At 66.9% G+C, this 21466-nt stretch carries 23 protein-coding genes; 9 read left to right on the top strand and 14 right to left on the bottom strand.

Features of this window, described 5'->3' with window-relative positions; genetic code table 11:
• Window positions 1-42: 42 nt before the first annotated feature.
• The 6 genes from dmpG to CFB34_RS11505 form a co-directional block, all read right to left on the bottom strand.
• A complete protein-coding gene (gene dmpG / locus CFB34_RS11530) occupies window positions 43-1074 on the bottom strand; it encodes a 4-hydroxy-2-oxovalerate aldolase (RefSeq protein WP_089442373.1) in 1032 nt (343 codons plus the stop codon).
• A 16-nt stretch (window positions 1075-1090) separates the two neighbouring features.
• Complete coding sequence (locus CFB34_RS11525; RefSeq protein WP_069251681.1) at window positions 1091-1990, bottom strand: acetaldehyde dehydrogenase (acetylating); 900 nt, start codon at window positions 1988-1990, stop codon at window positions 1091-1093.
• A gap of 12 nt (window positions 1991-2002) precedes the next feature.
• Complete coding sequence (gene dmpE, locus CFB34_RS11520) at window positions 2003-2785, bottom strand: 2-oxopent-4-enoate hydratase (protein WP_089442374.1); 783 nt, start codon at window positions 2783-2785, stop codon at window positions 2003-2005.
• A 117-nt stretch (window positions 2786-2902) separates the two neighbouring features.
• Entirely contained in the window at window positions 2903-4285 is a 1383-nt protein-coding gene (locus CFB34_RS11515; RefSeq protein WP_089442375.1) for a DUF1329 domain-containing protein, read from the bottom strand.
• A gap of 40 nt (window positions 4286-4325) precedes the next feature.
• A complete protein-coding gene (locus tag CFB34_RS11510) occupies window positions 4326-5891 on the bottom strand; it encodes a DUF1302 family protein (protein ID WP_089442376.1) in 1566 nt (521 codons plus the stop codon).
• A 445-nt stretch (window positions 5892-6336) separates the two neighbouring features.
• Window positions 6337-7116, bottom strand: coding sequence for an SDR family oxidoreductase (locus tag CFB34_RS11505; protein WP_089442377.1), 780 nt, complete (start codon window positions 7114-7116; stop codon window positions 6337-6339).
• Window positions 7117-7253: 137 nt separating this feature from the next.
• Here CFB34_RS11505 and CFB34_RS11500 point away from each other — a divergent pair, with 137 nt between their 5' ends.
• From CFB34_RS11500 to CFB34_RS11475, 6 genes are all read left to right on the top strand, one after another.
• Window positions 7254-8090, top strand: coding sequence for an alpha/beta hydrolase (locus CFB34_RS11500; protein WP_089442378.1), 837 nt, complete (start codon window positions 7254-7256; stop codon window positions 8088-8090).
• 66 nt (window positions 8091-8156) lie between these two features.
• Window positions 8157-8945, top strand: coding sequence for an SDR family NAD(P)-dependent oxidoreductase (locus tag CFB34_RS11495; protein ID WP_089427384.1), 789 nt, complete (start codon window positions 8157-8159; stop codon window positions 8943-8945).
• Window positions 8946-8983: 38 nt separating this feature from the next.
• Entirely contained in the window at window positions 8984-9733 is a 750-nt protein-coding gene (locus tag CFB34_RS11490) for an electron transfer flavoprotein subunit beta/FixA family protein (RefSeq protein ID WP_089442379.1), read from the top strand.
• 16 nt (window positions 9734-9749) lie between these two features.
• The gene (locus CFB34_RS11485) at window positions 9750-10694 is read left to right on the top strand and encodes an FAD-binding protein (RefSeq protein ID WP_089442380.1); all 945 of its coding nucleotides are present in this window, start codon (window positions 9750-9752) and stop codon (window positions 10692-10694) included.
• A gap of 3 nt (window positions 10695-10697) precedes the next feature.
• Entirely contained in the window at window positions 10698-11225 is a 528-nt protein-coding gene (locus CFB34_RS11480) for a transferase hexapeptide repeat family protein (RefSeq protein WP_089442381.1), read from the top strand.
• 98 nt (window positions 11226-11323) lie between these two features.
• Complete coding sequence (locus tag CFB34_RS11475) at window positions 11324-11572, top strand: hypothetical protein (protein WP_046547929.1); 249 nt, start codon at window positions 11324-11326, stop codon at window positions 11570-11572.
• A gap of 52 nt (window positions 11573-11624) precedes the next feature.
• Here CFB34_RS11475 and CFB34_RS11470 read toward each other — a convergent pair whose 3' ends face one another.
• Window positions 11625-11762: a hypothetical protein gene (locus CFB34_RS11470; RefSeq protein WP_242808596.1), complete on the bottom strand. Its 138-nt coding sequence runs from the start codon at window positions 11760-11762 to the stop codon at window positions 11625-11627.
• A gap of 77 nt (window positions 11763-11839) precedes the next feature.
• On the opposite strand from CFB34_RS11470, the gene CFB34_RS11465 reads away from it, so the two are divergent.
• Window positions 11840-12139 (top strand): hypothetical protein, encoded by a 300-nt coding sequence (locus tag CFB34_RS11465; RefSeq protein WP_089442382.1) that lies wholly within the window; start codon window positions 11840-11842, stop codon window positions 12137-12139.
• 22 nt (window positions 12140-12161) lie between these two features.
• Here CFB34_RS11465 and CFB34_RS11460 read toward each other — a convergent pair whose 3' ends face one another.
• Window positions 12162-12626 (bottom strand): cupin domain-containing protein, encoded by a 465-nt coding sequence (locus tag CFB34_RS11460; protein ID WP_089442383.1) that lies wholly within the window; start codon window positions 12624-12626, stop codon window positions 12162-12164.
• A 352-nt stretch (window positions 12627-12978) separates the two neighbouring features.
• Between CFB34_RS11460 and CFB34_RS11455 the strand changes: the two genes are divergently transcribed.
• Window positions 12979-14352, top strand: coding sequence for a collagen-like triple helix repeat-containing protein (locus tag CFB34_RS11455; RefSeq protein WP_089442385.1), 1374 nt, complete (start codon window positions 12979-12981; stop codon window positions 14350-14352).
• A gap of 122 nt (window positions 14353-14474) precedes the next feature.
• Here CFB34_RS11455 and CFB34_RS11450 read toward each other — a convergent pair whose 3' ends face one another.
• Window positions 14475-14936 carry an Lrp/AsnC family transcriptional regulator gene (locus CFB34_RS11450; RefSeq protein ID WP_089442386.1) on the bottom strand — a complete coding sequence of 154 codons (462 nt, stop codon included), beginning with the start codon at window positions 14934-14936 and terminating at the stop codon, window positions 14475-14477.
• Window positions 14937-15052: 116 nt separating this feature from the next.
• On the opposite strand from CFB34_RS11450, the gene CFB34_RS11445 reads away from it, so the two are divergent.
• Window positions 15053-15685: a LysE family transporter gene (locus CFB34_RS11445; protein WP_089442387.1), complete on the top strand. Its 633-nt coding sequence runs from the start codon at window positions 15053-15055 to the stop codon at window positions 15683-15685.
• A gap of 31 nt (window positions 15686-15716) precedes the next feature.
• Here CFB34_RS11445 and CFB34_RS11440 read toward each other — a convergent pair whose 3' ends face one another.
• The 5 genes from CFB34_RS11440 to CFB34_RS11420 form a co-directional block, all read right to left on the bottom strand.
• Window positions 15717-16742 (bottom strand): alpha/beta hydrolase, encoded by a 1026-nt coding sequence (locus CFB34_RS11440; protein WP_089442388.1) that lies wholly within the window; start codon window positions 16740-16742, stop codon window positions 15717-15719.
• 34 nt (window positions 16743-16776) lie between these two features.
• Complete coding sequence (locus CFB34_RS11435; RefSeq protein WP_089442389.1) at window positions 16777-17349, bottom strand: TetR-like C-terminal domain-containing protein; 573 nt, start codon at window positions 17347-17349, stop codon at window positions 16777-16779.
• A 95-nt stretch (window positions 17350-17444) separates the two neighbouring features.
• On the bottom strand, window positions 17445-18290 hold the full coding sequence (locus CFB34_RS11430) for a GNAT family N-acetyltransferase (protein ID WP_089442390.1): 846 nt from the start codon (window positions 18288-18290) through the stop codon (window positions 17445-17447).
• Between the two features lie 114 nt (window positions 18291-18404).
• Complete coding sequence (locus CFB34_RS11425) at window positions 18405-18887, bottom strand: YdeI/OmpD-associated family protein (protein ID WP_242808644.1); 483 nt, start codon at window positions 18885-18887, stop codon at window positions 18405-18407.
• Between the two features lie 323 nt (window positions 18888-19210).
• Entirely contained in the window at window positions 19211-21139 is a 1929-nt protein-coding gene (locus tag CFB34_RS11420) for a TonB-dependent receptor (protein WP_089442456.1), read from the bottom strand.
• Between the last annotated feature and the right edge of the window lie 327 nt (window positions 21140-21466).

The following is a 21466-nucleotide window of genomic DNA, read 5'->3' as shown; positions in this document are numbered from 1 at the left end:
CGCGCCCCGTTTCGCCATGCGTCCTCCCGTGGTGTCGCCTGCTCAGGCCGCCACCTCCCGCGCCCGCACCATCGTCAGCGCCGCATCTTCGATCATGTCCTCCTGCCCGCCGACGAGCCGCTGCCGCCCCAGCTCGACGAGGATGTCGCGCGCGGGAATCCCGTACTTCGCTTCCGCGCGCTTCGCGAACAGCAGGAACGACGAGTAGACGCCCGCGTAGCCGAGTGTCAGCGCGTCGCGGTCGAGGCGGATCGGCGCGTCCATGATCGGCACGACGAGATCCTCGGCGACGTCCGAGATCGCGAACACGTCGACACCCGTCTCGATCCCCATCCGGTCGCACACCGCGACGAACACTTCCATCGGCGTGTTGCCCGCACCGGCGCCGAGGCCGGCCGCGGCCGCATCGATCCGGTTCGCGCCGGCGGCCACCGCCGCGACCGAGTTCGCGACGCCCATCGCGAGGTTGTGGTGGCCGTGGAAGCCGAGTTCCGTCTCCGGCTTCAGCGCGTCGCGCACCTGGCCGATGCGCGCGGTCACGTCGTCGGGCAGCATGTGGCCGGCCGAATCGGTGATGTAGATGCAGTTCGCGCCATACGATTCCATCAGCTTCGCCTGCACGACGAGCTGCGCCGGCGACGACATGTGCGCCATCATCAGGAAGCCGACGGTATCGAGCCCAAGCGTGCGCGCGAGGCCGATGTGCTGTTCCGACACGTCCGCCTCGGTGCAGTGCGTCGCGACGCGGATCGTGCCGACGCCGAGTGCGTGCGCCATGCGCAGATGCTCGACGGTGCCGATACCGGGCAGCAGGAGCGCCGACACCTTCGCCTGCTTGAGCTCCGGAATCACGGCGCTCAGGTACGCCTCGTCGGTATGCGCGGGAAACCCGTAGTTGACCGACGCGCCGCCGAGCCCGTCGCCGTGCGTGACCTCGATCAGCGGCACGCCGGCCGCGTCGAGCCCGCGCGCGATGTTGCGCATCTGGTCGAGCGTGATCTGGTGGCGCTTCGGGTGCATCCCGTCGCGCAGCGACATGTCGTGGACGGTGATCTTCTTGCCTGCAAGTGACATCGTGTGGCTCCTCGACTCAAGCGGTGGCGGCCGTCGCGGCCAGCATCTGTTCGGCGAAACGCTCGGCCGTGGCGGCCGCGGCGGCGGTCATGATGTCGAGGTTGCCCGCGTATTTCGGCAGGTAGTCGCCGAGCCCTTCGACTTCCATGAAGACCGACACGCGATTGCCGTCGAACACCGGCCCGTTCTTCAGCGTGTAGCCGGGCACGTAGCGTTGCACTTCCTTGACCATCGCATGCACGGACGCGGTGATCGCGTCGACGTCGGGCGGGCCGTCGGTCAGGCAGTGGATCGTGTCGCGCATGATCAGCGGCGGCTCGGCCGGGTTGATCACGATGATCGCCTTGCCCTTGCGTGCGCCGCCGACCTGTTCGATCGCACCGGACGTCGTGCGCGTGAATTCGTCGATGTTCTTGCGCGTGCCGGGGCCGACCGAACGCGACGACACGGTCGCGACGATCTCGCCGTACGCGACCGGCTGAACGCGCGATACCGCGTACACCATCGGGATCGTCGCCTGGCCGCCGCACGTGACCATGTTCACGTTCGCCTGCGCGCTGTCGAGATGCGCGTCGAGGTTTACCGGCGGCACGCAGTACGGCCCGATCGCGGCGGGCGTCAGGTCGATCATCTTCACACCGAGCGCGGTGAGCTTGTCGGAGTTGTCGCGGTGCACGTAGGCGGAGGTCGCGTCGAATGCGATGCGGATGTCGTCGGCGGCCACGTGCGGCAGCAGCCCGTCGACACCCTGGTCGGTGGTCTTGAGGCCGAACTCGCGCGCCCGCGCGAGGCCGTCGGACGCCGGATCGACGCCGACCATCCACACGGGTTCGAGCACCGGTGAGCGGCGCAGCTTGTAGAGCAGGTCGGTGCCGATGTTGCCGGGCCCGATCAGTGCGCATTTGATTTTCTTCATCAGAGGGTTCCTTTAGATAAAGCGGACGTCGCAGCTGCCGATGCCGGAGATGTGCATCGACAGCGCGTCGCCGGCCGTGACCGGAATCAGTTTCGCGAGCGAGCCGGACAGCACGATCTCGCCGGCGAGCAGCGGCACGTCGTACGCGGCGAGCGTGTTCGCGAGCCATGCGACCGCGTCGGCGGGGTGGCCGAGTGCCGCGTCGCCGCGACCGTGCGCGACTTGCTCGCCGTTCTTGTCGATCGTCATCTCGCACGCGGCGAGATCGAGCGTGCGCGGATCGACGCGTGCATCGCCGAGTACGTATACGCCGCACGACGCGTTGTCGGCGACGGTGTCCTCGATGCGGATCGCCCAGTCGCGGATGCGCGAATCGACGATCTCGAAGCAGGGCGCGACGGCGGCCGTCGCGGCGATCACGTTGGTGCGGTCGATGCCGGGGCCGCGCAGGTCGCGCGCGAGAATGAACGCGATCTCGCCCTCGGCGCGCGGCGCGATCAGCGAATCGGCGGCGATCGCTTCGCCGGCCGCGTAGTGCATGCCCGACAGCAGGATGCCGAAATCGGGCTGGCGCACGTTCAGCATGTCCTGCACGGCCTGGCTCGTCACGCCGATCTTCTTGCCGACCACGGTCTCACCGTGTTCGATGCGGCGTTCGATGAAACGCTGCTGGATGCGGTACGCGTCGTCGAGCGACAGGCGGCGCGGGCGGCTCGACAGCGGCGCGACCGGCGCACGCGCGTGCCACGCGGCGTACAGCTCGTCGCCGAGCGTCGTATGCAGGCGGGAAGACATGAAAGAGCCCTCGAATCTCGAATGAATCGAATGGAACAGGCCGCCGTCGCGGGCGGCGCCGGGCGCCGGAGCGAGGCTCCGGCGCGTGGGGTGCGGGCGTGCCGTGTCGGGGGTTGCTTAGTTACCCGAACTGCGGATCGCGTCCGGCGAGAAGTACGCCTCGTTGAACTGCGGGCTGTTGTCGAGCTTCGGCATCGGGCCTTCGTTGGTCAGGCGGTCGGCCATGTACGCGCCGGAGATCAGGTCGTGAAAGAACACGACGCCCGGGTAGAACACCTTCGCGTCATACGCGTACAGCGTCGTCGCGACGTTGGTGCGCCACAGCTGGCCGCGCGCGTCGTAGTTGTCGGCGAGCAGCGTCATCCACGAATCCTCGTCGATGTACAGCACGCGCTTCGCGTACTGGTGGCGGTAGTTGCTCTTCAGCGTCGCCTGCAGCACCCACACGCGATGCAGCTCGTAGCGGATATACGACGGGTTCTCGTGGCCCTTGGTCAGCAGGTCCGCGTACTTCACCGAGCTGTCCATCGCCTTGTAGTTGTCGTACGGCACGTAGATCTCGCGCTTGCCGACGATCTTCCAGTCGTAGCGGTCGCCGGGGCCGTTGTACAGGCGGTCGTCGTCGACGGTGCGGAAGCCGCCCGGGCCCTGCGGCTGGTCGTAGCCGTACTCGGGCGCCTGGCGCACGCGCCGCGTGCCGGGGTTGTACATCCAGGTGCGCGACGAGTTGTCCGCGCCGGCCTTGTCCCAGTTCGTGAAGCCGACGATCAGCGAGCCGCGGTCGGACAGCGGCAGCTCCGTCGCGTTGCGGTAGTACGTGCGGTTGTTCAGGTCGCTCTTCACGTCGTACTTGCCGGAGTTGCGCGGCGAGTAGATGTCGTAGCGCACCTTGCCCCATGCGATGTTGCCGTCCGAGTACACGACCGCCTGGTCGTAGGTCGCCTGCTCGGCGCCGATCGCCGACGAGAAGCGCTGGTTCCACAGCAGCTCGGCGGCCGTCTTCGGGATCGGGTAGGGCACCGTCGGCGGCGCGTTCGTGAGGCCGTTCGCGTCGGAGGTCATCGTCGAATCCGGCGCGTACGTGCGGATGTCCTTGTACACGGCATCCGCGTAGCGGAAGTCGCGATGGCTCGGATAGACGTTGATCTTGAACGTCGCAGGGTAGCGCTTGAACATCGCCTTCTGGCCGTCGGTCAGGTGCTCCGCATACTGCGCCATGTTTTCCGCGGTGATCGTCGCGACCGGCTTCTCGCTCGCGAACGGATCGGGGTAGCGGCTGCCGCGCTTGTACTGCACGTCCGGCGGCGTGCCGAGCCACTTGCCCGACCACTCGGGCACGCCGCTGTCCTTGCTCGCGGCGCGCACCGCGCCCATCGGCGTCAGCGGGCCGTCGAGCGCCTTCAGGTCGTCCGGCGTGACCTTCGGGTACGACGCCGTCGCGACGACCGCGCACGCGGCCATCACCGACGCGCGCAGGAGGGGGAAATGAATGCGTTTCATATCGATCCTCATAGTGCTGAATGACGAGCGGCCGGGCCGCTCAGAAGTGGTAGGTCGCCGTGGCCAGCACGTAGTCGCGATCCGCGAGCGGGCGCGTGACCGGGTTCGGCGAGCCGAGGAACTTCGCGTAGACGAGCGACAGCTGCAGGTTGCTCAGGCGCGTGAAGGTCACGCCGGCCGTCACGCGGTGGTCGCCCTGGCCGGTCAGCGAGCCGAGCGCGCCCGCGAGCGGCGACGTGCCCGTCAGGTCGTGCGCGTAGGTCAGCGGCACGTCGAGATCCCAGCCGTTGAACACGTTCTTGTAGCTGAGCGTCCACGCGATCTCCATCGCGAGCGCATTGCGCGAATTCGCGAGCGTGGTCGAGCCGTCGAGCTCGGAGATGCTGCCGGCATGCACGTACGTGAGTTCGCCGATCAGCGACTGCGAATTCGCGAGGAAGCTCGGCCCGATCGAGTAGATGCCGGACAGGTTGGTCTGCAGCACGTTCGCGCGGGTCGACTGCGGGCCGGTCGGCGTGTTGACGAGCACGGCCGCGCCCTGGCGGTACGACACTTCTCCGGCGACGTTCACCGGGCCGACCTGCGTCGAGAAGCTCGCGCCGGTCAGCTTGATGTTGCTGAAGTAGGTCTGTTGGTACTGGAGCGTCGGGAAGTAGGTCGTGACGACACTCGGGTTCATGTCGTTGTAGTGCAGGTGGTACAGGCCGAGCTCGGTGTCGCCGAGCACGCGGAAGCGTGCGCCGATCCCCCACTGGTTGCGCGCGCTCGGCTTGTCGTCGGGGCCGCGCGGAATGATCATCCCGCCCGGGCCGATGATGAACTGCGCGCCGGGGCCCGTGACGTCCGAATAGCTCCAGTACGTGCCGGGCGCGGTCAGCCGGTTCTGCTGATACGAGAACTGGTAGTAGCCGAGCAGGCTGAAGTTCGGCGTGATCTGCCACTGCGTCGAGATCTGCGGCACCGGCAGCAGGATGTCCTTCACTTCGGCGCCGGCCATGTACGACTTGGTCGCGTCGGACGGCCCCTGTGCGCCGGCGATGTTCGGGAAGAACAGGCTTTCGCCCCACGCGACGACCTGGTCGCCGACCTTCACGTTCAGGCTCGTCGAGCCGATCCTGAACGTGTTGTACGCATACGCGGCCAGCAGCGTGGTGTGGCCGCCCGACCAGTAGCGTGCGTCGCTCGTGAAGTTGTTGTACTGGCCCGACTGGTTCACGGTGCCCGGCGCGTCGTTGTAGTTCGGGCGGCGATACGCCTGGTCGTAGAACGTGTCGGCGCGCACGAACACGCCCCAGTCGTCGTGCTTCAGGTTCACTTCGCCGAGCAGGCTGACCTGGTTCTCGATCAGCTTGTTCTTCGCGAAGTTGCGGTCGCCGTCGTCGCCGTTGATGTTCGCCGGCGTGAGGAGATTGCCGCTCGGTGCGCGGGTGCGCATGCCGAGGCCGTAACTGAGCGTGAACGTGTAGTCCAGCGTCGTGTCGGCGCCCAGCTCGATCGTGCTGCCTGCGTGTGCGCCGGGAGCGGCACACGCGAGCAGCGCGGCGGCCAGCGTCGACAGCGTGGCGGTTGCCCGCTTGTCGGTACGGCGCGAAATCCGTTGATGCATGGTGTCTCCTCTTGGGGGTATCGACGACGGTCGACTGTGTGTGTTGTCGTGAGAGGCAGAGTAGGGAGATCGCGGTAGCAGGGAATCGTCAAAATGAACTAGATGACTTCCCTAGGGCCTGTTCACGCTAATAACGGGCTTGCGCTGGCCCCCAGAAGGGCCGAGCGCAAGGAATGCGACGAAGCGAATACTCAACGTATTCGCAAGGAGCATGACGCGGCGATCGGCCCTTCTGGGGGCCAGCCCCACGAGAGCATTTTTCCAAACAGGGGAACGTGCCTTTCCGCCCGCATTGCGGCGTCGTTCGTCGTTGCAATAGCTACGGCTATTGCGCCTCCTCTCTCCTTGCACTGCGGGCGGAAAGGCACGTTCGCAAGCCCGTTATTAGCGTGAACAGGCCCTAGGACTGGCAACGATTCGCACCGGACGGTTGGCCATGCATGCATCAACGTGTGGCCGCCTGCGCGGCCGACAGGAACGCGGGCCGCTCGCCGCCGCCGTCGAGCCGCAGGTTGGCGCCCGACGTGTACGACGCTTCGGGCGACGCGAGGAACAGGCACGCGGCGGCGACGTCGTCGGGGGTCGCGAGCCGGCCGGCGGGAATCGTCGCGCGAATGGCGTCGAGCGCATCGCCGTCGCCGTAGTGGCCTTCGGTGGCCGATTCCGTCTGCACGAGGCTCGGGCTGATCGCGCACACGCGCACGCGCGGCGCCCACTCGACCGCGAGCGACGTGACCGCGTTGACGAGGCCGGCTTTCGCGGCGCCGTACGCGGCCGTGCCCGGCGACGGACGTGACGCGCTGACGCTCGCGATGAACAGCATCACGCCGCCTTCGGGCTGCGGCTGCATGAGCGCGTTCACGCGCTGCGCGAGCTGTAGCGGCGCGATCAGGTTCAGCCGCACGATCGATTCGGTGAAGCGCGGCGACGCATCGGCCGCGAGCGCGAACGGCGAGCCGCCCGCGTTGTTGACGAGCACGTCGAGGCGGCCGGCCGCCGCGCGAATCGTCGCGAGCATCGCGTCGACCTGTTCGATGTCGCGCAGATCGGCCGCGACGAAGGTCGCCGTGCGGCCGCCGGCCGACGGCGGCGTGTCGGGCGCGCTGCGTCCGCAGACGAATACGCGCGCGCCTGCCGCGAGAAACCGTTCGGCGATGCGCCGCCCGATGCCCTTGGTGCCGCCCGTCACGAGCACCGTCTTGCCGCTGTAGTCGAATCCGTTCATCGTTGCCTCCGTTTCGGTGGGCCGATGATAGGAAGAAGCGCGCGCGGCTTCGTAGTCTGAAAGGATGATGCCGGCTGGCGCCGGCGGCGCAATCATCGTGGCAGACAGCCATCGAACGACGAAGGAGACAACCCGCGATGACGATCCCCACGACGCCGCCGGCCGGCATCTTCACCGACGTGCCGGGCGGCCTGCGCCTGCACCACTACGAGGCGGGCGAAGGCCGGCCGGTGGTGTTCATCCACGGCAGCGGCCCGGGCGCCAGCGGTTTCAGCAACTTCAAGCACAACGTGCCCGCGTTCGCGGCGGCCGGCTATCGCGCGATCGTCGTCGACCTGCCAGGTTACGGGCAGTCGTCGAAGCCCGCCGACGTCGCCTATACGCTCGATTTCTTCGTCGGCGCGCTGCATGCGCAGCTGAACGCGCTCGGCATCGGCCCGGCCGTGCTGCTCGGCAACTCGCTCGGCGGCGCGATCGCGCTGAAGTACGCGCTCGACTACCCGGACGAAGTCGACGGGCTGATCATGATGGCGCCGGGCGGCGTCGAGGATCGCGACACCTATTTCCGGATGGAAGGCATCCAGCGGATGGTGAAGCTGTTCACCCAGCGCCAGATGAATGACGACACGATGCGCGAGCTGCTGACGCTGCTCGTGCACGATCCGGCGATCGTCACCGACGCGCTCGTCGCTGAGCGGATGAAGGTGTGCGTCGAGCAGCCGACCGAAGTGCTGTCGACGATGAGCGTGCCGAACCTGACCGACGCACTCGGCGACCTGCGTACGCCGGTGCTCGGGTTCTGGGGCACGGACGATCGGTTCAATCCGGTCGGCGGCGCGCTGAAATTCCTCGAACGCTGCCGCGATGCGCGTTTCGTGCTGATGAACCGGTGCGGCCACTGGGTGATGGTGGAACACGCCGACTATTTCAATCGGGAATGCCTCGATTTCCTTGCGACGCGGAATACGCGATAACGCCGGATGCCCTTGACGGCTGGCCTCGATGCGGGCGGCCTGTCTGAACAAAACCCTGGAGACGACATGAAGCTCATCGAAGACCTGTTCGACCTGCGCGGCAAGGTGGCCGCGATCACCGGCGGCGCGCGCGGCATCGGCGCGGAGACCGCGCGCACGCTGGCGGCCGCCGGCGCGAGCGTCGCGATTCTCGACGTGCTGTCGCAACCGGCGGAAGCGCTGGTCGAGGAAATCCGCGCGCAGGGCGGCCAGGCCGCGTTCTGGTCACTCGACGTCACGCACGAAGCCGACGTGGCGCGCGTATTCGGCGAGATCGTCGCGCGCTTCGGGCGCCTCGACGTGCTCGTGAACAACGCGGGCATCGAAGGCCACAACGTGCCGACGCACGAGCTCACGCTCGCGCAGTGGCAGCGCGTGCAGGACGTCAACGTGAACGGCGTGTTCCTGTGCACGCGTGCGGCGATTCCGCATATCGACGCGGCCGGCGGCGGCTCGATCGTGAACCTGTCGTCGATGTACGGGATCGTCGGCGGGCCCGACGTGCCCGCGTATCACGCGTCGAAGGCCGCGGTGCGGATGATGGCGAAGGTCGATGCGATGCTGTACGCGGCGAAGAACATCCGCGCGAACTCGGTGCATCCCGGCTATATCCGCACGCCGATGCTCGAGGACGCGTTCCGCCAGATGGGGCAGGATCCCGATCGCGCCTTCGAGTACATGCAGACCAACGTGCCGATGGCGAAGATCGGCAGCCCGCGCGACATCGCGGCCGGCATCCTGTATCTCGTGTCGCCGGCAGGCCGTTACGTGACGGGCGCGGAGCTCGTGATCGACGGTGGCTTTACCGCGCGCTGACGCGGCGCGGCGTACGCAACGGAACAGGAGACAGGCAGTTGAAAGCGCTCGTGGCAGTAAAACGCGTGGTCGACGCGAACGTGAAGGTCGGCGTGAAATCCGACCGGACGGGCGTCGACATCGCGAACGTGAAGATGTCGATGAACCCGTTCGACGAGATCGCGGTGGAAGAGGCCGTGCGGTTGAAGGAGGCCGGTGTCGTGACGGAAGTGGTGGCCGTGTCGGTCGGCGTCGCGCAGGCGCAGGAAACGCTGCGCACGGCGCTCGCGATCGGCGCGGATCGCGCGATCCTCGTCGAATCGAATGAAGGCGTCGAGCCGCTTGGCGTCGCGAAGGTGCTGAAGGCGCTGGTCGACAAGGAGCAGCCGCAACTGATGATCCTCGGCAAGCAGGCGATCGACGACGATTCGAACCAGACGGGCCAGATGCTGGCTGCGCTGGCGGGGTTCCCGCAGGCGACGTTTGCATCGAAGGTCGTGGTGGCTGACGGCCGTGCGACGGTCGCACGCGAAGTGGACGGCGGCGCGGAAACGCTGTCGCTTCAACTGCCCGCCGTCATCACCACGGATCTGCGCCTGAACGAGCCGCGTTACGTGACGCTGCCGAACATCATGAAGGCGAAGAAGAAGCCGGTCGAAACCGTGAAGCCGGAAGACCTCGGCGTGGACGTGACGCCACGCCTGAAAGTGCTCGAGGTGAACGAGCCGCTGAAGCGCGCAGCCGGCGTGAAGGTGCCGGACATGCAGACGCTGGTCGCGAAGCTGAGGACCGAAGCCAAGGTGCTGTAAGAGGGAGCGGAAAGAAATGACGATTCTGGTAATTGCGGAACACGACAACGCGTCGCTCAAGGCCGCGACGCTGAATGCCGTCGCGGCCGCACAGGCGCTCGATGCGGCGGGCGGTGGCGACGTTCATGTGCTCGTCGCCGGACACCATGCGCAAGCGGCAGCAGACGCAGCCGCGAAGATCCCGGGTGTGTCGAGGGTGCTGCTGGCCGATGCGCTGCAGCTGGCCGACGGTCTCGCCGAGAACGTCGAAGCGACGGCGATGACCGTCGCGAACGGCTATTCGCACATCGTTGCGCCGGCAACGGCCTACGGCAAGAACATCGCGCCGCGCATTGCCGCGAAGCTGGATGTCGCACAGATCTCCGAGATCACGGCGGTGGTGTCGGCCGATACGTTCGAGCGCCCGATCTACGCGGGCAACGCGATCGCGACGGTGCAGTCGGGCGATCCGGTCAAAGTCATCACGGTGCGTGCGACCGGGTTCGATCCGGTGGCAACGGAAGGCGGCAGCGCCACGGTCGAGAAGATCGAAGCAGCACCCGATGCGGGCAAGTCGCAGTTCGTGAGCCGTGAAGTGACGAAGCTGGACCGGCCGGAACTCACGTCGGCGAGCATCATCGTGTCGGGCGGCCGCGGTCTGGGCAGCGGCGAGAACTACACGAAGGTGCTGGAGCCGCTGGCCGACAAGCTTCAAGCCGCTCTCGGCGCCTCGCGCGCGGCAGTCGACGCCGGCTACGTACCGAATGACTACCAGGTCGGCCAGACCGGCAAGATCGTCGCCCCGCAGCTGTACATCGCGGTCGGCATCTCGGGTGCGATCCAGCACCTGGCCGGCATGAAGGATTCGAAGGTGATCGTCGCGATCAACAAGGACCCGGACGCGCCGATCTTCAGCGTGGCCGACTATGGTGTGGTCGGCGACCTGTTCACGCTCGTGCCGGAAGCGGCCGCGGCGCTCTGACCGATGCCGCTGTTCGAATTCAACGGGATGCGGCCGCGCATCGACCCGTCCGCGTATGTCGATCCGAGCGCGGTCGTGATCGGCGACGTGACGATCGGCGCGCGCTGCTACATCGGCCCGCATGCGAGCCTGCGCGGCGACTTCGGCGCGATCGTCGTCGAAGGCGGCAGCAACGTGCAGGACGGCTGCGTGCTGCACGTCGGGATCGGCGAGACGTGCCGGCTCGGCGTCAACAGCCACGTCGGCCACGGCGCGATCGTGCATGGCGCGACGCTCGAACCCGACACGATGATCGGCATGAATGCGGTCGTGATGGACGGCGCGACGATCGGTGCGGCGACGATCGTCGCCGCGTGCGCGTTCGTGAAGGCCGGCTACGACGTGCCGCGCGGCGTGCTGCTCGCGGGCGTGCCGGGGCGCGTCGTGCGGCGGCTGAGCGACGCGGAGATCGACGCGAAGGCGAACGGCACGCGCATCTATCAGCAACTGGCGGCGGACTGCCTGAAGACGATCAGGCCGATCGACGGGTGAGCAGCGGGCATCCGGGCGCTCCAGGGTGTGACGGATTGCCGGGTGGCTTGCCGTTGCCGTAAGATCGGCACAGGCTTTCCCACCGGCACCCGCGTCACATGAAAAAGCACGTCCGTTTGCGGCTCACAGTCATTGCGTCGGCCTTTGCCGTCTACAGCGTTTATATGCACATCCAGCAATTCATCAATGGCTGCGTGTGGGTCAGGGGCCACCAGCGCTGCAGTTTCGAAAACAGCACGAACTTCGAAGGCTGGATGGATCTCGACCTGATGATCGCGTGCTGCTGGGTCGCCGCGGCGGTGGTGGGCTGGATCTCCGTCATGCAGGCCGCGAAGAAGCCGGGTTGAAGGCGGGCGCTTCCTTCACCTGAAGCCGATCGCCGTCAATCCGTGACAACGATCATTCATGCGGCATCGCCGCAATCGTCCGTGCCTCTTCCGCATCCCCGCGCCGCAGGCGCAACCGGCCACCGGGATCGGGCTGCGCTCGTTCGACGTGCTGGTCGGCTTCGACGTCGGGATGAGCGTTGCCATCCATCGGCCGTCGTTGTGCTTTTTGCTGTCGTGCCCGGATAATGACCCGGCGTCGCGCACGCCGCGCGAGGGGAGGCTGCCATGCAATTTCCGACGGGATCGGTGGTCGCGCTCAGCTCGGCTGCCGCGACGATGTTTTCGATGGGCATGCTGTTTCTCGGCTACTGGGGCTGGCACGAGCCGCTGCCTTGGCGGTTCGGTGACTACGTCGTGATCCTGCCGGCGCTGGCCGGGTTCGCGTGCCTCGTCAGCGTGCCGTTTCTCGCCACGTCGCCGATGAAGACCGCCGACGACGAATCGCGGATGCTCGTCGCGCGGCGCGTGTTTCTGTGCGGCGCGAGTGCGTTGTGGTGTGCGATCGTCGCGTCGCTGGTCGTGTGAGCTTCGTCAGGCGATGCGGGCATCACTCGGGGGTGGTGCCGAGATCCACGAAGACCTTGTGGGTGCCCGCCTTGTACAGCCGCTTGCCGAGCTTCGGATAGTCGCACACGTCGTGTTCGGGCCGGTCGCCTGCCACGAGATAGACCAGCGGCAGATCGCCGGTGTTCAGCATCGTGTGTGCGGCGCCGCCGCGTGGAAATCCCATGAAGTCGCCCGGGCCGATCGCATGGGTCCGGCCATCGATGATTGCTTCGCCCGATCCTGAAAGCACGTAGACGCATTCCTCCGCGTAGAGATGCCGGTGGTATTCGGTGGATTCGTGTCCTGGCATCAAGGTCATCAGGTGGACGCCGAGTTGCGTCAGTCCGGTTGCGTCCCCAAGCGCGCGCTTCAGGCGGACGGCATTCTCGTTCAACGGATGGACGGAATGCTCCGGTTCCATCGCCGCGATGTCGGCGGCTTTCAGCACTTCACGCGGGGTGTTCATCGTCTGTCTTCTCCGGGAATCGGGGCGCCATTCGTGCGGCGAGTGTGAATTATGGGGGCGGGTGTCGGCGGCAGCGCAGTTTCGCGTGCCTGGATGATGGCGATACAGGGCAGGACGTGTCTGTCGCCGCGCGATGCTACGTAACGCAGGGCCTCGTGTTACGCACGCGTTACCCAGGACGCACGGCGTGGTCACGGTCGTGAGGTCGGGCCCGGATGCCCTGCATCGCGCCCGGGAAGGCCGTCTGGATGCGGCCGTCCGGCGTGTGTGTGAAGTCGTCGTTGATGCCGATCGCAATGGCACGATAGGTGCTTGTCTGGATGATCGAGCTGAAAAGCGAACGGGGGCTTCCATGCAAAATCATTTCATCAAGGCGAACGTTGCGCTCGCCGCCATTGCCGCGGCTTGTGCGCTGGCTGCGTGCGGCGGCAGCGATGTTACGGCGCCGAAGCCGGGTGGTAACACCATCGGGACGAGCACGAGTGGGACGAGCGGAACCAGCGGTACGAGCGGGACCAGCGGAACCAGCGGGACGAGCGGAACCAGCGGGACGAGCGGGACGAGCGGGACGAGCGGGACGAGCGGGACGAGCGGAACCAGCGGGACGAGTGGAACCAGCGGCACGAGCGGAACCAGTGGCACGAGCGGAACCAGCGGCACGAGCGGAACCAGCGGCACGAGCGGAACCAGCGGCACGAGCGGAACCAGCGGCACGAGCGGAACCAGCGGAACGAGCGGAACGAGCGGAACGAGCGGAACGAGCGGAACGAGCGGAACCAGCGGAACCAGCGGAACCAGCGGAACCAGCGGAACCAGCGGAATCGGTGGCACAAGCGGCACAAGCGGCACCCCGGGCACGAACGGCATCGTCAGCGCCGTCGGCGCGGTCGTCATCGACGCCGGCGCCACGATTTCCGGCGAGAGCCCGCCGGGACCGACCAAGGGCGTGACCACCGGCCTCGGCAACACGGTCGCGGGCGCGGGCACGATCATCCGCGACACGTCGAATGCCGTGAGCAACGGCATCGGTCAGATCGGCTTCACGACGAACCCGGTCGGCACGACGGTCGCCGGGCTGGGTTCCATCGTCGGCTCGACCAGCAACCCGGTCACTGGCCTCAGCGACACGGTGAAGGCGCTCGGCACCGGCCCGCTGTCACCGTTGGCGCCGCTCACGACGCCGGTCGGCGGCCTGCTCGACACCGTCGCCGGTGGCCTCAAGACGGGCGGCACCATGCTCGGCGCGGCGCTGTCGTCGGGCCCGGTCCAGCAGACGACGCAGGCGATCAGCACGGCGATCACGCCGCTCGTCACGACCGTCGGCCAGGTCACGCAGCAGGTCGGCACAGCAACCGGCCTCGGGCAGCCCGTCGCGGGCCTGCTCGGACAGATCGGCGGCGCGATCACGTCGGCGGGATGGAAGGTGACGTCCACGTCGCCCCAGCCGCTGGTCGGCGGCGTCGGCGACGTCGTGCGCGCGGTCGGCAACACCGTGACCAATGCGGGCGGCCTCGTGAACCCGGGCGGTGCGAACGGCGCGGTGCCGGTCGCGGGCCTGGTGACGAGCGTGGTCGGCGGTAATACGGCGATCGTCCACAACGGTTCCACGACGGGCACGGGCGGCACGGGCGGCGGCTCACCGTTGGGTGGTCTCTCCAACCCGCTCGCACCTGTCACGGGGCTGGTGGGCGGCCTGCTGGGCGGCTTGGGTGGCCTGGGCAAGTAGCCGATCGATTGAGATCGTCACGGCGGTAACCGGCCAACCGACAATCGGCCGCCGGTTACCGCCAACCAGAATGGCTTGATGATCCCCTGCGGGAAGCGGATCGGACGGGGCCTCCCGATGTGTCAATCGCGAACGACGTCGCGCTGCGACGGCGGCCGCGCCAGCCCGCGTGCGGGCAGCGGCGTCGACATCACGATCGACGTGCGGGTCTCGCCGTACAGGTTGATGCGTTCGATCAGTTGTTCGAGATGGGTCATGCTGATCGCGGCGAGCCGCATCATGTACGAGTCCGCGCCCGTCACGTGATGGCATTCGACGACTTCGGGAATGGTTTCCAGCAACCGGAGGAATTTTGCTTTTGCCGGTTGCGGCACCGTGATGCCGATCAGTGCGCTGACCGGATAGCCGGCCGCGGCAGGATTGATCCGGGCCGTGTAGCCCTCGACGACGCCGGCCGCTTCAAGGCGCTTCACACGCTCCGTTACCGCCGGCACCGACAGGTGCACCTGGCGCGCCAGCTCCGTGTAGCTGATGCGGCCGTTGGCCTGCAGCAGCGTCACTACCTTCCAGTCCAGATCGTCCATTGCGGCGAGATTTTTTAAGGCGGGGCGGCCATTTTTCCTTAAAAACCGCATTCAGCAATGACGGGACTTTCCCTACGATGCCTGTTCAACACGTTACATGTCGCAAGGAGCAGGCGATGCTGTTCATCAAGTCCGTCGTGATGGGGCTATCGATCGCGGTGCCGGTCGGGCCGATCGGCATGCTGTGCATCCAGCGCAGCCTGAGCCGCGGTTTTCAGGCGGGATTCGCGACGGGCATCGGCGCCGCGTGCGCCGATGCGATCTACGGCCTGCTCGGCGCGCTCGGCATCGCCGGTATCGTCACGGCGTTCCCGATGCTGACCGTCGGCCTGAAAATCGGCGGCGGCGCGTTTCTCGTGTGGCTGGCGTGGACCATCGCGCGCCAGGCGCCGGCCGCGTCGACGGCGCAGCGCGACCTGCCGCGCACGACCGTCCTGCGCGATTTCGTGACGACGTTCGGCCTGACGCTGTCGAACCCGATGACGATCCTGTCGTTCGTCGGGATTTTCGCGGCGCTCGGCCCGCTGTCGGGGGCGCGGGAAGGGGCGGTGTGGCCGGCCGTGGCGCTGATGGTCGCCGGTGTGTTCGTCGGTTCCGCGACGTGGTGGCTATGCCTGAGCGGCACGACCGCCGCGCTGCGCACGAAGATGTCGTTCGCGTTCATGCACGGGCTGTCGCGCGTGTCGGCCGCGGTGATCGCGGTATTCGGCGTGATTCAGGTGGTCGCGGGCGTGCGCGGGGTCATCTAGGCCGATGCGTCGTGCGGATCGCGTTGCCCGTTCATCGGTCGACGCTCGACGGATTCAATTCGACGTCCGATGCCGGCAAATGCGCATGCACGAAACGCGCGATCTCCTCGCTCAGCTCCCTGTCTTCGGGCGCGCCCATGAACCCGCCATGCGGCATCCCTTCGAATACGTGAAGCTCGGTCGGCACCTGCGCGTGGCGCAACGCGCGATGCAGGCGCACCGCGTTCGACAGGAACAGGTCGCGCGTGCCGCTCTGGATGAAGGTCGACGGGAAACCGGCGGAGAAATCGCCGAACAGCGGCGACAGATACGGATGCGCGAGATCCGCGCCGTTCGCGTAGAGCAGGTTGTTCGGCATCAGCGACGCCGGCAGCACGACATCGACGAGGCGATTGGTTTCGAAGCTGTCGCCGGATTCGGTCAGGTCGACTTCCGGCGACAGCAGCACCAGCGCGGCCGGCAGCGGCAAGCCTTCGTCGCGGGCGCGCAGCACCATCGCCGCGGCGAGGTTGCCGCCCGCCGAGCGTCCGCCGATGACGATGTTTTCCGGCGCGTAGCGCTCCAGCACGTACGCATAGGTCGCGATGCAATCGTCGAGCGCGGCCGGATACGGATGCTCGGGCGGCAGGCGATAGTCGACGCCGTAGCACCGAATGCCGAGCCGGTCGGCCTGCATCCGCGCGCCGGCGTGGCACGCGGCGCCGCCACCGAGCACCAGCGCGCCGCCGTGCAGTTCGATGTACGCGCATTCGCCGGACGCCGCAGCTTCGGGCGTGGCGACATGCACGTCCGCCGCGCCGGCCCGGATCGTCTCCACGCTCGAACGCAGATAGCCGCCGAGCTGCTCGATGGCCGCCGCGTAGTGCGCGTCGGCGGCTGCCTTTACGCGCATCCATGCATCGAAATCGTCCGGCGGCGGCATCACGTGCAGCGCGTTCAGCGGCACGCCGTCGCTGCCGACCAGTCGTTCCAACGCGGTTCGCGCTTCGTCGCTGATCGACGTCGGGAAGGGGACGACGCGGCTCGGCAGGGCGACGCCGTCGGGGTGGTCTTTCATCGATTCGGTTCCGTTCCGTTGGACGTTGGGCGCGTCATGCGGCAGCAGGCCAGTGGCGCAGCATCACGTCCAGCGCATCGAGACTGCGCGACCACGACACGTCGGAAGCCGGTGCGCTGTGCGCGAAACCGCCCGCGCTTTCGAGCGTGACATAGCCCATGAAAAAGCCGCCGAGCAGACGGATCGCATGCGCCTGCTCGGCTTCCGGAATGGCATAGCTGCGCAGCACGGCCGAGGTCATCCTGACGAGCTGGCCACCCGCGCTTTCGGCGGCGCGTTCGGCGCTGACCGGGTGGCGTGCTGCCGCGAAGCGACCGGGGTGCTCGCGGGCGTAGTCGCGATAGACGTTGGCGAGCGCGGTGAGCGCGTCCTTGGCGGTGCGGCCGGCCAAGGCGTCGGTCGCACGATCGGCGAGCTCCTTCAGCGCGAAGAGTGCGATGCGGCTCTTGAGGTCGTCGAAGCTCGGGATGTGGGAGTACAGGCTGGCCAGTTTGACGTCGAAGTGACGCGCGAGCGCCGCGCCGGTCAGGTGCTCGAAGCCGGTTTCATCGGCGAGTTGCGCGCCGGCTTCGACGAGTTTGTCCAGGGTGATGCCGGCGCGTGCCATGGCGGATGCTACTCGAATTAGTCAAAAACCTAATTCTATTAGTTTTGATGGCGATGTCAATTTCCCGAATTTGCCCACCGTCATGTGCGTGACGATCACCCCAGCTCGAACGACGTCACCCCGAACACGCGATCGATCGCAATCGCCGGTGTTTCTTTCGTGTACATCCGTGCGGTTTCGAACACGCTCGTCATGCCGTGCCGCTCGGCCAGCGCGACGGCTGCCGGGTTCGTTTCCGGCACGTCGAGCACGATGACCTCGCCAGGCATGCGCGCCGCCAGCGCGCGAAACAGTCCGGTGGCGACGCCCGTGTCGTCGGCGAAAAGCGGGCCGATCTTGCAGCCCGTCCTGCAACGGCGCACGACACCGTAGCCGGCGACACGGCCGGCGTCGATCGTCGCGAGCGCAACGGCATCCGGCTGCGCGATCCAGGTGGAGACGAAACGCTCGCGCGCCGACGGAAAGCACGCGCGGTCGTAGGCAAGCAACTGCTCGAAGGGCACGTCGGCCGCTGCCACCACGTGCGCGCACCCGATGCCGTCCACGCGCCCCTCATAGCGGATATTGCGGTAAGCAAGCTCGAATCCGGACTTCGTGTAGTTCGCCTGCTGGGCCACGACACCATCGAGCCCGATGTTGCGGTCTCCGAGGTAACGCATGCCGTGCTGCCAGGTTCGGATGCCGAAGCCTTGGCCGCGAAACCCGGGTTTCACGATGTAGAGGCCGATGAAGCCGAAGCGTTCGTCATAGGCGACAGCAGAAATGCACGCGACCGGCTCGCCGCGCCAGATGCCGACGAAGAACCCGGCCGGGTCCGCCGCCCTGAAACAGGAAGGATCGTGCAGGCCGGGGTTCCAGCCTTCTGCCGCCGCCCATTCGACCGCCATGGCGACCTCGTCGGCCGACATGGTGCGCACGATGAAGTCTCCGCCTTGGTCCATGGTTCACCCCCAGTCGCCGCGTTCACGATTGCGCGTTGCGTTACCGGCTGCCGAGCCGAAGCCGCAGTGAAGGGCGAGTTGCCCCGTTTCGCGCCATTCCCGTCAGCGAACAATCTATGGATGGATGGTTTCGCCGCGATTCAGCATGTCGATGAATTCCCCGATTTTGCGCGCCCGGGTTTCCGGCTTCTTGGCATGCTGTATCCGATACAGGATGGCATAGCGGTTACGGCTGTTCAGTGTCGCGAAAAACGCGCGGGCTTCCGGATTGGCGTCCAAAGCCGCCTGCAGGTCGTCCGGCACGGTCGAATTGCTTGCCGACGTATAGGCAGCCTGCCAGCGGCCGTCCTTTCTTGCTTTCTCGATTTCGCACAAGCCGGGCGGGCGCATTCTGCCTGCGGCGATCAGCGCTTCAGCCCGATCCGTGTTGAGTTTGGACCAAATGCTTTTTGCGGAGCGCGGGGTGAAGCGTTGCAACCAGTATTGCTCGCTCTCGGCCCGCTTTTGACCATCGATCCAGCCATGGCAGAGGGCGCTTTCCAGCGCCTGTTCGTAGGTGACGGTGCGCGGGCCGGTGCCTTTTTTCGCCAGGCGCAGCCATGCTCCGGTCTAAGTAGTGCCGTTCTGTCCTAACCAGTTTTCCCATTCGATCTGACTGGTGAATGTCAGGGCGCATTCGGTCATGTCGCTGTCCTGAATGGTGGAGTACATGGGCGGGGAAGGTGTCCGCAGTCTAACAGTGTTGATACGGACAGCAACGTGCGCAGTGCGACGAAAGGCCGGCGGCTCGTCAGCCGTCAGTCTGTCGCTTGGTTTGGGGGCGGCATCACCCGTTTCAGGCAGCCGGTGGCGCAGGCATCGGACGCACGATTTCAAAGGGGAGGCTTCGCCAGCGATCCGGCCGAAGCCTCCCCACCCGGTCAGAACGTGTAGCTGACCTTCCCGAACGCCGTCCGCCCGAGCGTGTTGTACCCGTACGCGGTCATGTACTGCCGGTCGAACAGGTTCGACACCGTCGCCGACACGGTCAGGTGCGAATTGATCCGGTACGACGCACGCAAGCCCACCGTCAGATACGAAGGCAGATAGGTCGAATTCGCCGGATCGTCGAACGTCGTGCCGCCGTAAAGCAGCGACGCCCCCGTGCTCAACGCATGCAGGTGCAGTTCATCCCACGTGTGATCGATGTTGAGGCTGACCGTCTGGCGCGGCCGGCGGTTGAGCCACGAGTCGTTGGTCTCGTCCTGCGGATTCAGGAGCCCGACCGCGACGCTCACCGGCGTCGAGCGGCCGATCGTCCCCTTGTACGACAGATCGATGCCGCGAATATGCGCGCGGCCGATGTTCATCGGCGAGAACGTCGCCGGGTTGTACGCGATCAGGTTGCTGACGCGCGTATCGTAGATCGCAGCCGTGAACGTACCGTACGACGTGTTCGCATCGACCGCGGCCTCGACCGACGTGTTGCGTTCCGGGCTGAGGCTCGGATTGCCGTAGCCGGGGTAGTACAGGTCGTTGAACGACGGCAGCTTGAACGCATTGCCGTACGACACGCGCGCCGTGTACACCGGCGTGATCGCCCACGACAGCGCCGCGTTACCCGTATTCACCGACTGCCCGGCGATGATTTCATGACGCCCCGCGAGGAACATCGTCACGCTGCCGAGCGTCGCCGATTGATGCAGCGAGAACGCGGAATCGTTGCGCGTCGGCACACCGTTCGGAATGTCGACCGGCAGGAATGCCTGCTCGCGCGTGAAGTCGTAGGCGAGCTTGGTTTCGCCCGACAGCGGCAGCCCGAACAGATGGAATCCGCGCGCCTGGTGCGTCAACGACGTCGACGTGCTGATGCGCTGCGAATTGATCTGGTCGGTCGGGATGGTCGGATCGCTCGCGTAGATGAACCCGCGATCGTTCGCATAACCGAACGACTGGTCGAACTGCGTGTCCGGCGTGATGTCGAGGTGGAACGCGATACCGGTCGTCAGCTGATGATCGAGCTGGCGATTCGCATAGCCGCGGTTGTCGTAGGACAGATCGGACCGGTGATACAGCGCGAACGTCGAGATCGACCAGTTGTCGCGCGCGTAGCCGAGGCGCGCATCGAGATCCTGCGCGTGGTACGGGTTGCGGCCCGCCTCGTGCCCGTACGCGAAGGGCCGCGTCGCGTCGATGCCGGCCGTATTGTACGAATGCAGGCCGAGCGAGTAGGTGAGCCCGCCGAGCGCGGCGAGCGGCCCGGTCGACGGCACCGTGCCCGACGTGCGCAACTGCGTGTCGAACGTCTTGTTCGAGCCGCCGCCGAACGACACGGTGGTCTGGTTCGGCTGGTTGGCCGCGCGGCGCGTGAAGAGCTGCACGACGCCGCCCATCGCATTGGCGCCGAACGACGCGGCGGCCGGCCCCGAGATCACTTCGACCCGTTCGAACGATTCGGTCGGCAGGTCCGCCCACGGCGCGATGCCGGTGGTCGGCGAGCCGATCCGGATGCCGTCGATGAACACGGCGACCTGGCTGGCCGACGAGCCGCGGATGCTGACCGACGCGGACGATCCCGGCCCGCCGTTCTGCGAGACGGTCACGCCGGGCAGCGTCGCGAGCGCCTGCGTGATGCTCGGGTCGCTCGGCGACAGCCGGTCGAGATCGCTGCGCGTGAGCACCTGGGTCGTTGCATAACGCTGGTCGAACGACTCGGGCAGCCGGCGTGTGTCGGTCACGTTGATCGTCGGCAGGTCGGCGTTTTCGGCGGCCGGGGCCGGTTGCGCCACCGCGGGGTCGCCGGCTGCGTGGGCGAGCGGCGAGAGGAGCGCAGTCGCGGCGGACGTGGCAAGGAGGTGTCGAATCTTCATGAGGCTGTCGTTGTGGTCGGGCTGCGCATGCGTCGATCGGCGAGCGCGGCGGGCAGCGCCGGTTTTGTTATCGGTGATCGGGTTATCGCGCGACCGGGCCGAGCGGGCGGCGGTCGCGGGCATCGGCGCGGCACATGCCGGCGGACGCGATCGACAGGGAACGGCGCGCGCGAGCAGGCGGGCCGTGCATGCCGGCGGTGTGCCGGCGCGACGCTTCCGGTGAGGAAGCGGGTGCGGTAACAGTGGACATCGGGCGGATCCTGAGGTCGGGCCGTCCATGCAACGGGCACCGCCAAAGGCGGTGCTGGCGCATCGGGACACCCCGCC

This window comes from Burkholderia sp. HI4860, from assembly GCF_002223045.2.
Lineage (GTDB): Bacteria > Pseudomonadota > Gammaproteobacteria > Burkholderiales > Burkholderiaceae > Burkholderia.
The sequence above is the reverse complement of the archived record's forward strand: the minus strand, read 5'-3'. Positions and strand labels throughout refer to the sequence as shown.

Bases quoted from the DNA above. Each gene is read 5' to 3' on its own strand.
- dmpG (WP_089442373.1), bottom strand. From the start codon at position 1,074: ATGTCACTTGCAGGCAAGAAGATCACCGTCCACGACATGTCGCTGCGC.
- CFB34_RS11525 (WP_069251681.1), bottom strand. From the start codon at position 1,990: ATGAAGAAAATCAAATGCGCACTGATCGGGCCCGGCAACATCGGCACC.
- dmpE (WP_089442374.1), bottom strand. From the start codon at position 2,785: ATGTCTTCCCGCCTGCATACGACGCTCGGCGACGAGCTGTACGCCGCG.
- CFB34_RS11515 (WP_089442375.1), bottom strand. From the start codon at position 4,285: ATGAAACGCATTCATTTCCCCCTCCTGCGCGCGTCGGTGATGGCCGCG.
- CFB34_RS11510 (WP_089442376.1), bottom strand. From the start codon at position 5,891: ATGCATCAACGGATTTCGCGCCGTACCGACAAGCGGGCAACCGCCACG.
- CFB34_RS11505 (WP_089442377.1), bottom strand. From the start codon at position 7,116: ATGAACGGATTCGACTACAGCGGCAAGACGGTGCTCGTGACGGGCGGC.
- CFB34_RS11500 (WP_089442378.1), top strand. From the start codon at position 7,254: ATGACGATCCCCACGACGCCGCCGGCCGGCATCTTCACCGACGTGCCG.
- CFB34_RS11495 (WP_089427384.1), top strand. From the start codon at position 8,157: ATGAAGCTCATCGAAGACCTGTTCGACCTGCGCGGCAAGGTGGCCGCG.
- CFB34_RS11485 (WP_089442380.1), top strand. From the start codon at position 9,750: ATGACGATTCTGGTAATTGCGGAACACGACAACGCGTCGCTCAAGGCC.
- CFB34_RS11480 (WP_089442381.1), top strand. From the start codon at position 10,698: ATGCCGCTGTTCGAATTCAACGGGATGCGGCCGCGCATCGACCCGTCC.
- CFB34_RS11475 (WP_046547929.1), top strand. From the start codon at position 11,324: ATGAAAAAGCACGTCCGTTTGCGGCTCACAGTCATTGCGTCGGCCTTT.
- CFB34_RS11470 (WP_242808596.1), bottom strand. From the start codon at position 11,762: ATGGATGGCAACGCTCATCCCGACGTCGAAGCCGACCAGCACGTCGAA.
- CFB34_RS11465 (WP_089442382.1), top strand. From the start codon at position 11,840: ATGCAATTTCCGACGGGATCGGTGGTCGCGCTCAGCTCGGCTGCCGCG.
- CFB34_RS11460 (WP_089442383.1), bottom strand. From the start codon at position 12,626: ATGAACACCCCGCGTGAAGTGCTGAAAGCCGCCGACATCGCGGCGATG.
- CFB34_RS11455 (WP_089442385.1), top strand. From the start codon at position 12,979: ATGCAAAATCATTTCATCAAGGCGAACGTTGCGCTCGCCGCCATTGCC.
- CFB34_RS11450 (WP_089442386.1), bottom strand. From the start codon at position 14,936: ATGGACGATCTGGACTGGAAGGTAGTGACGCTGCTGCAGGCCAACGGC.
- CFB34_RS11445 (WP_089442387.1), top strand. From the start codon at position 15,053: ATGCTGTTCATCAAGTCCGTCGTGATGGGGCTATCGATCGCGGTGCCG.
- CFB34_RS11440 (WP_089442388.1), bottom strand. From the start codon at position 16,742: ATGAAAGACCACCCCGACGGCGTCGCCCTGCCGAGCCGCGTCGTCCCC.
- CFB34_RS11435 (WP_089442389.1), bottom strand. From the start codon at position 17,349: ATGGCACGCGCCGGCATCACCCTGGACAAACTCGTCGAAGCCGGCGCG.
- CFB34_RS11430 (WP_089442390.1), bottom strand. From the start codon at position 18,290: ATGGACCAAGGCGGAGACTTCATCGTGCGCACCATGTCGGCCGACGAG.
- CFB34_RS11420 (WP_089442456.1), bottom strand. From the start codon at position 21,139: ATGAAGATTCGACACCTCCTTGCCACGTCCGCCGCGACTGCGCTCCTC.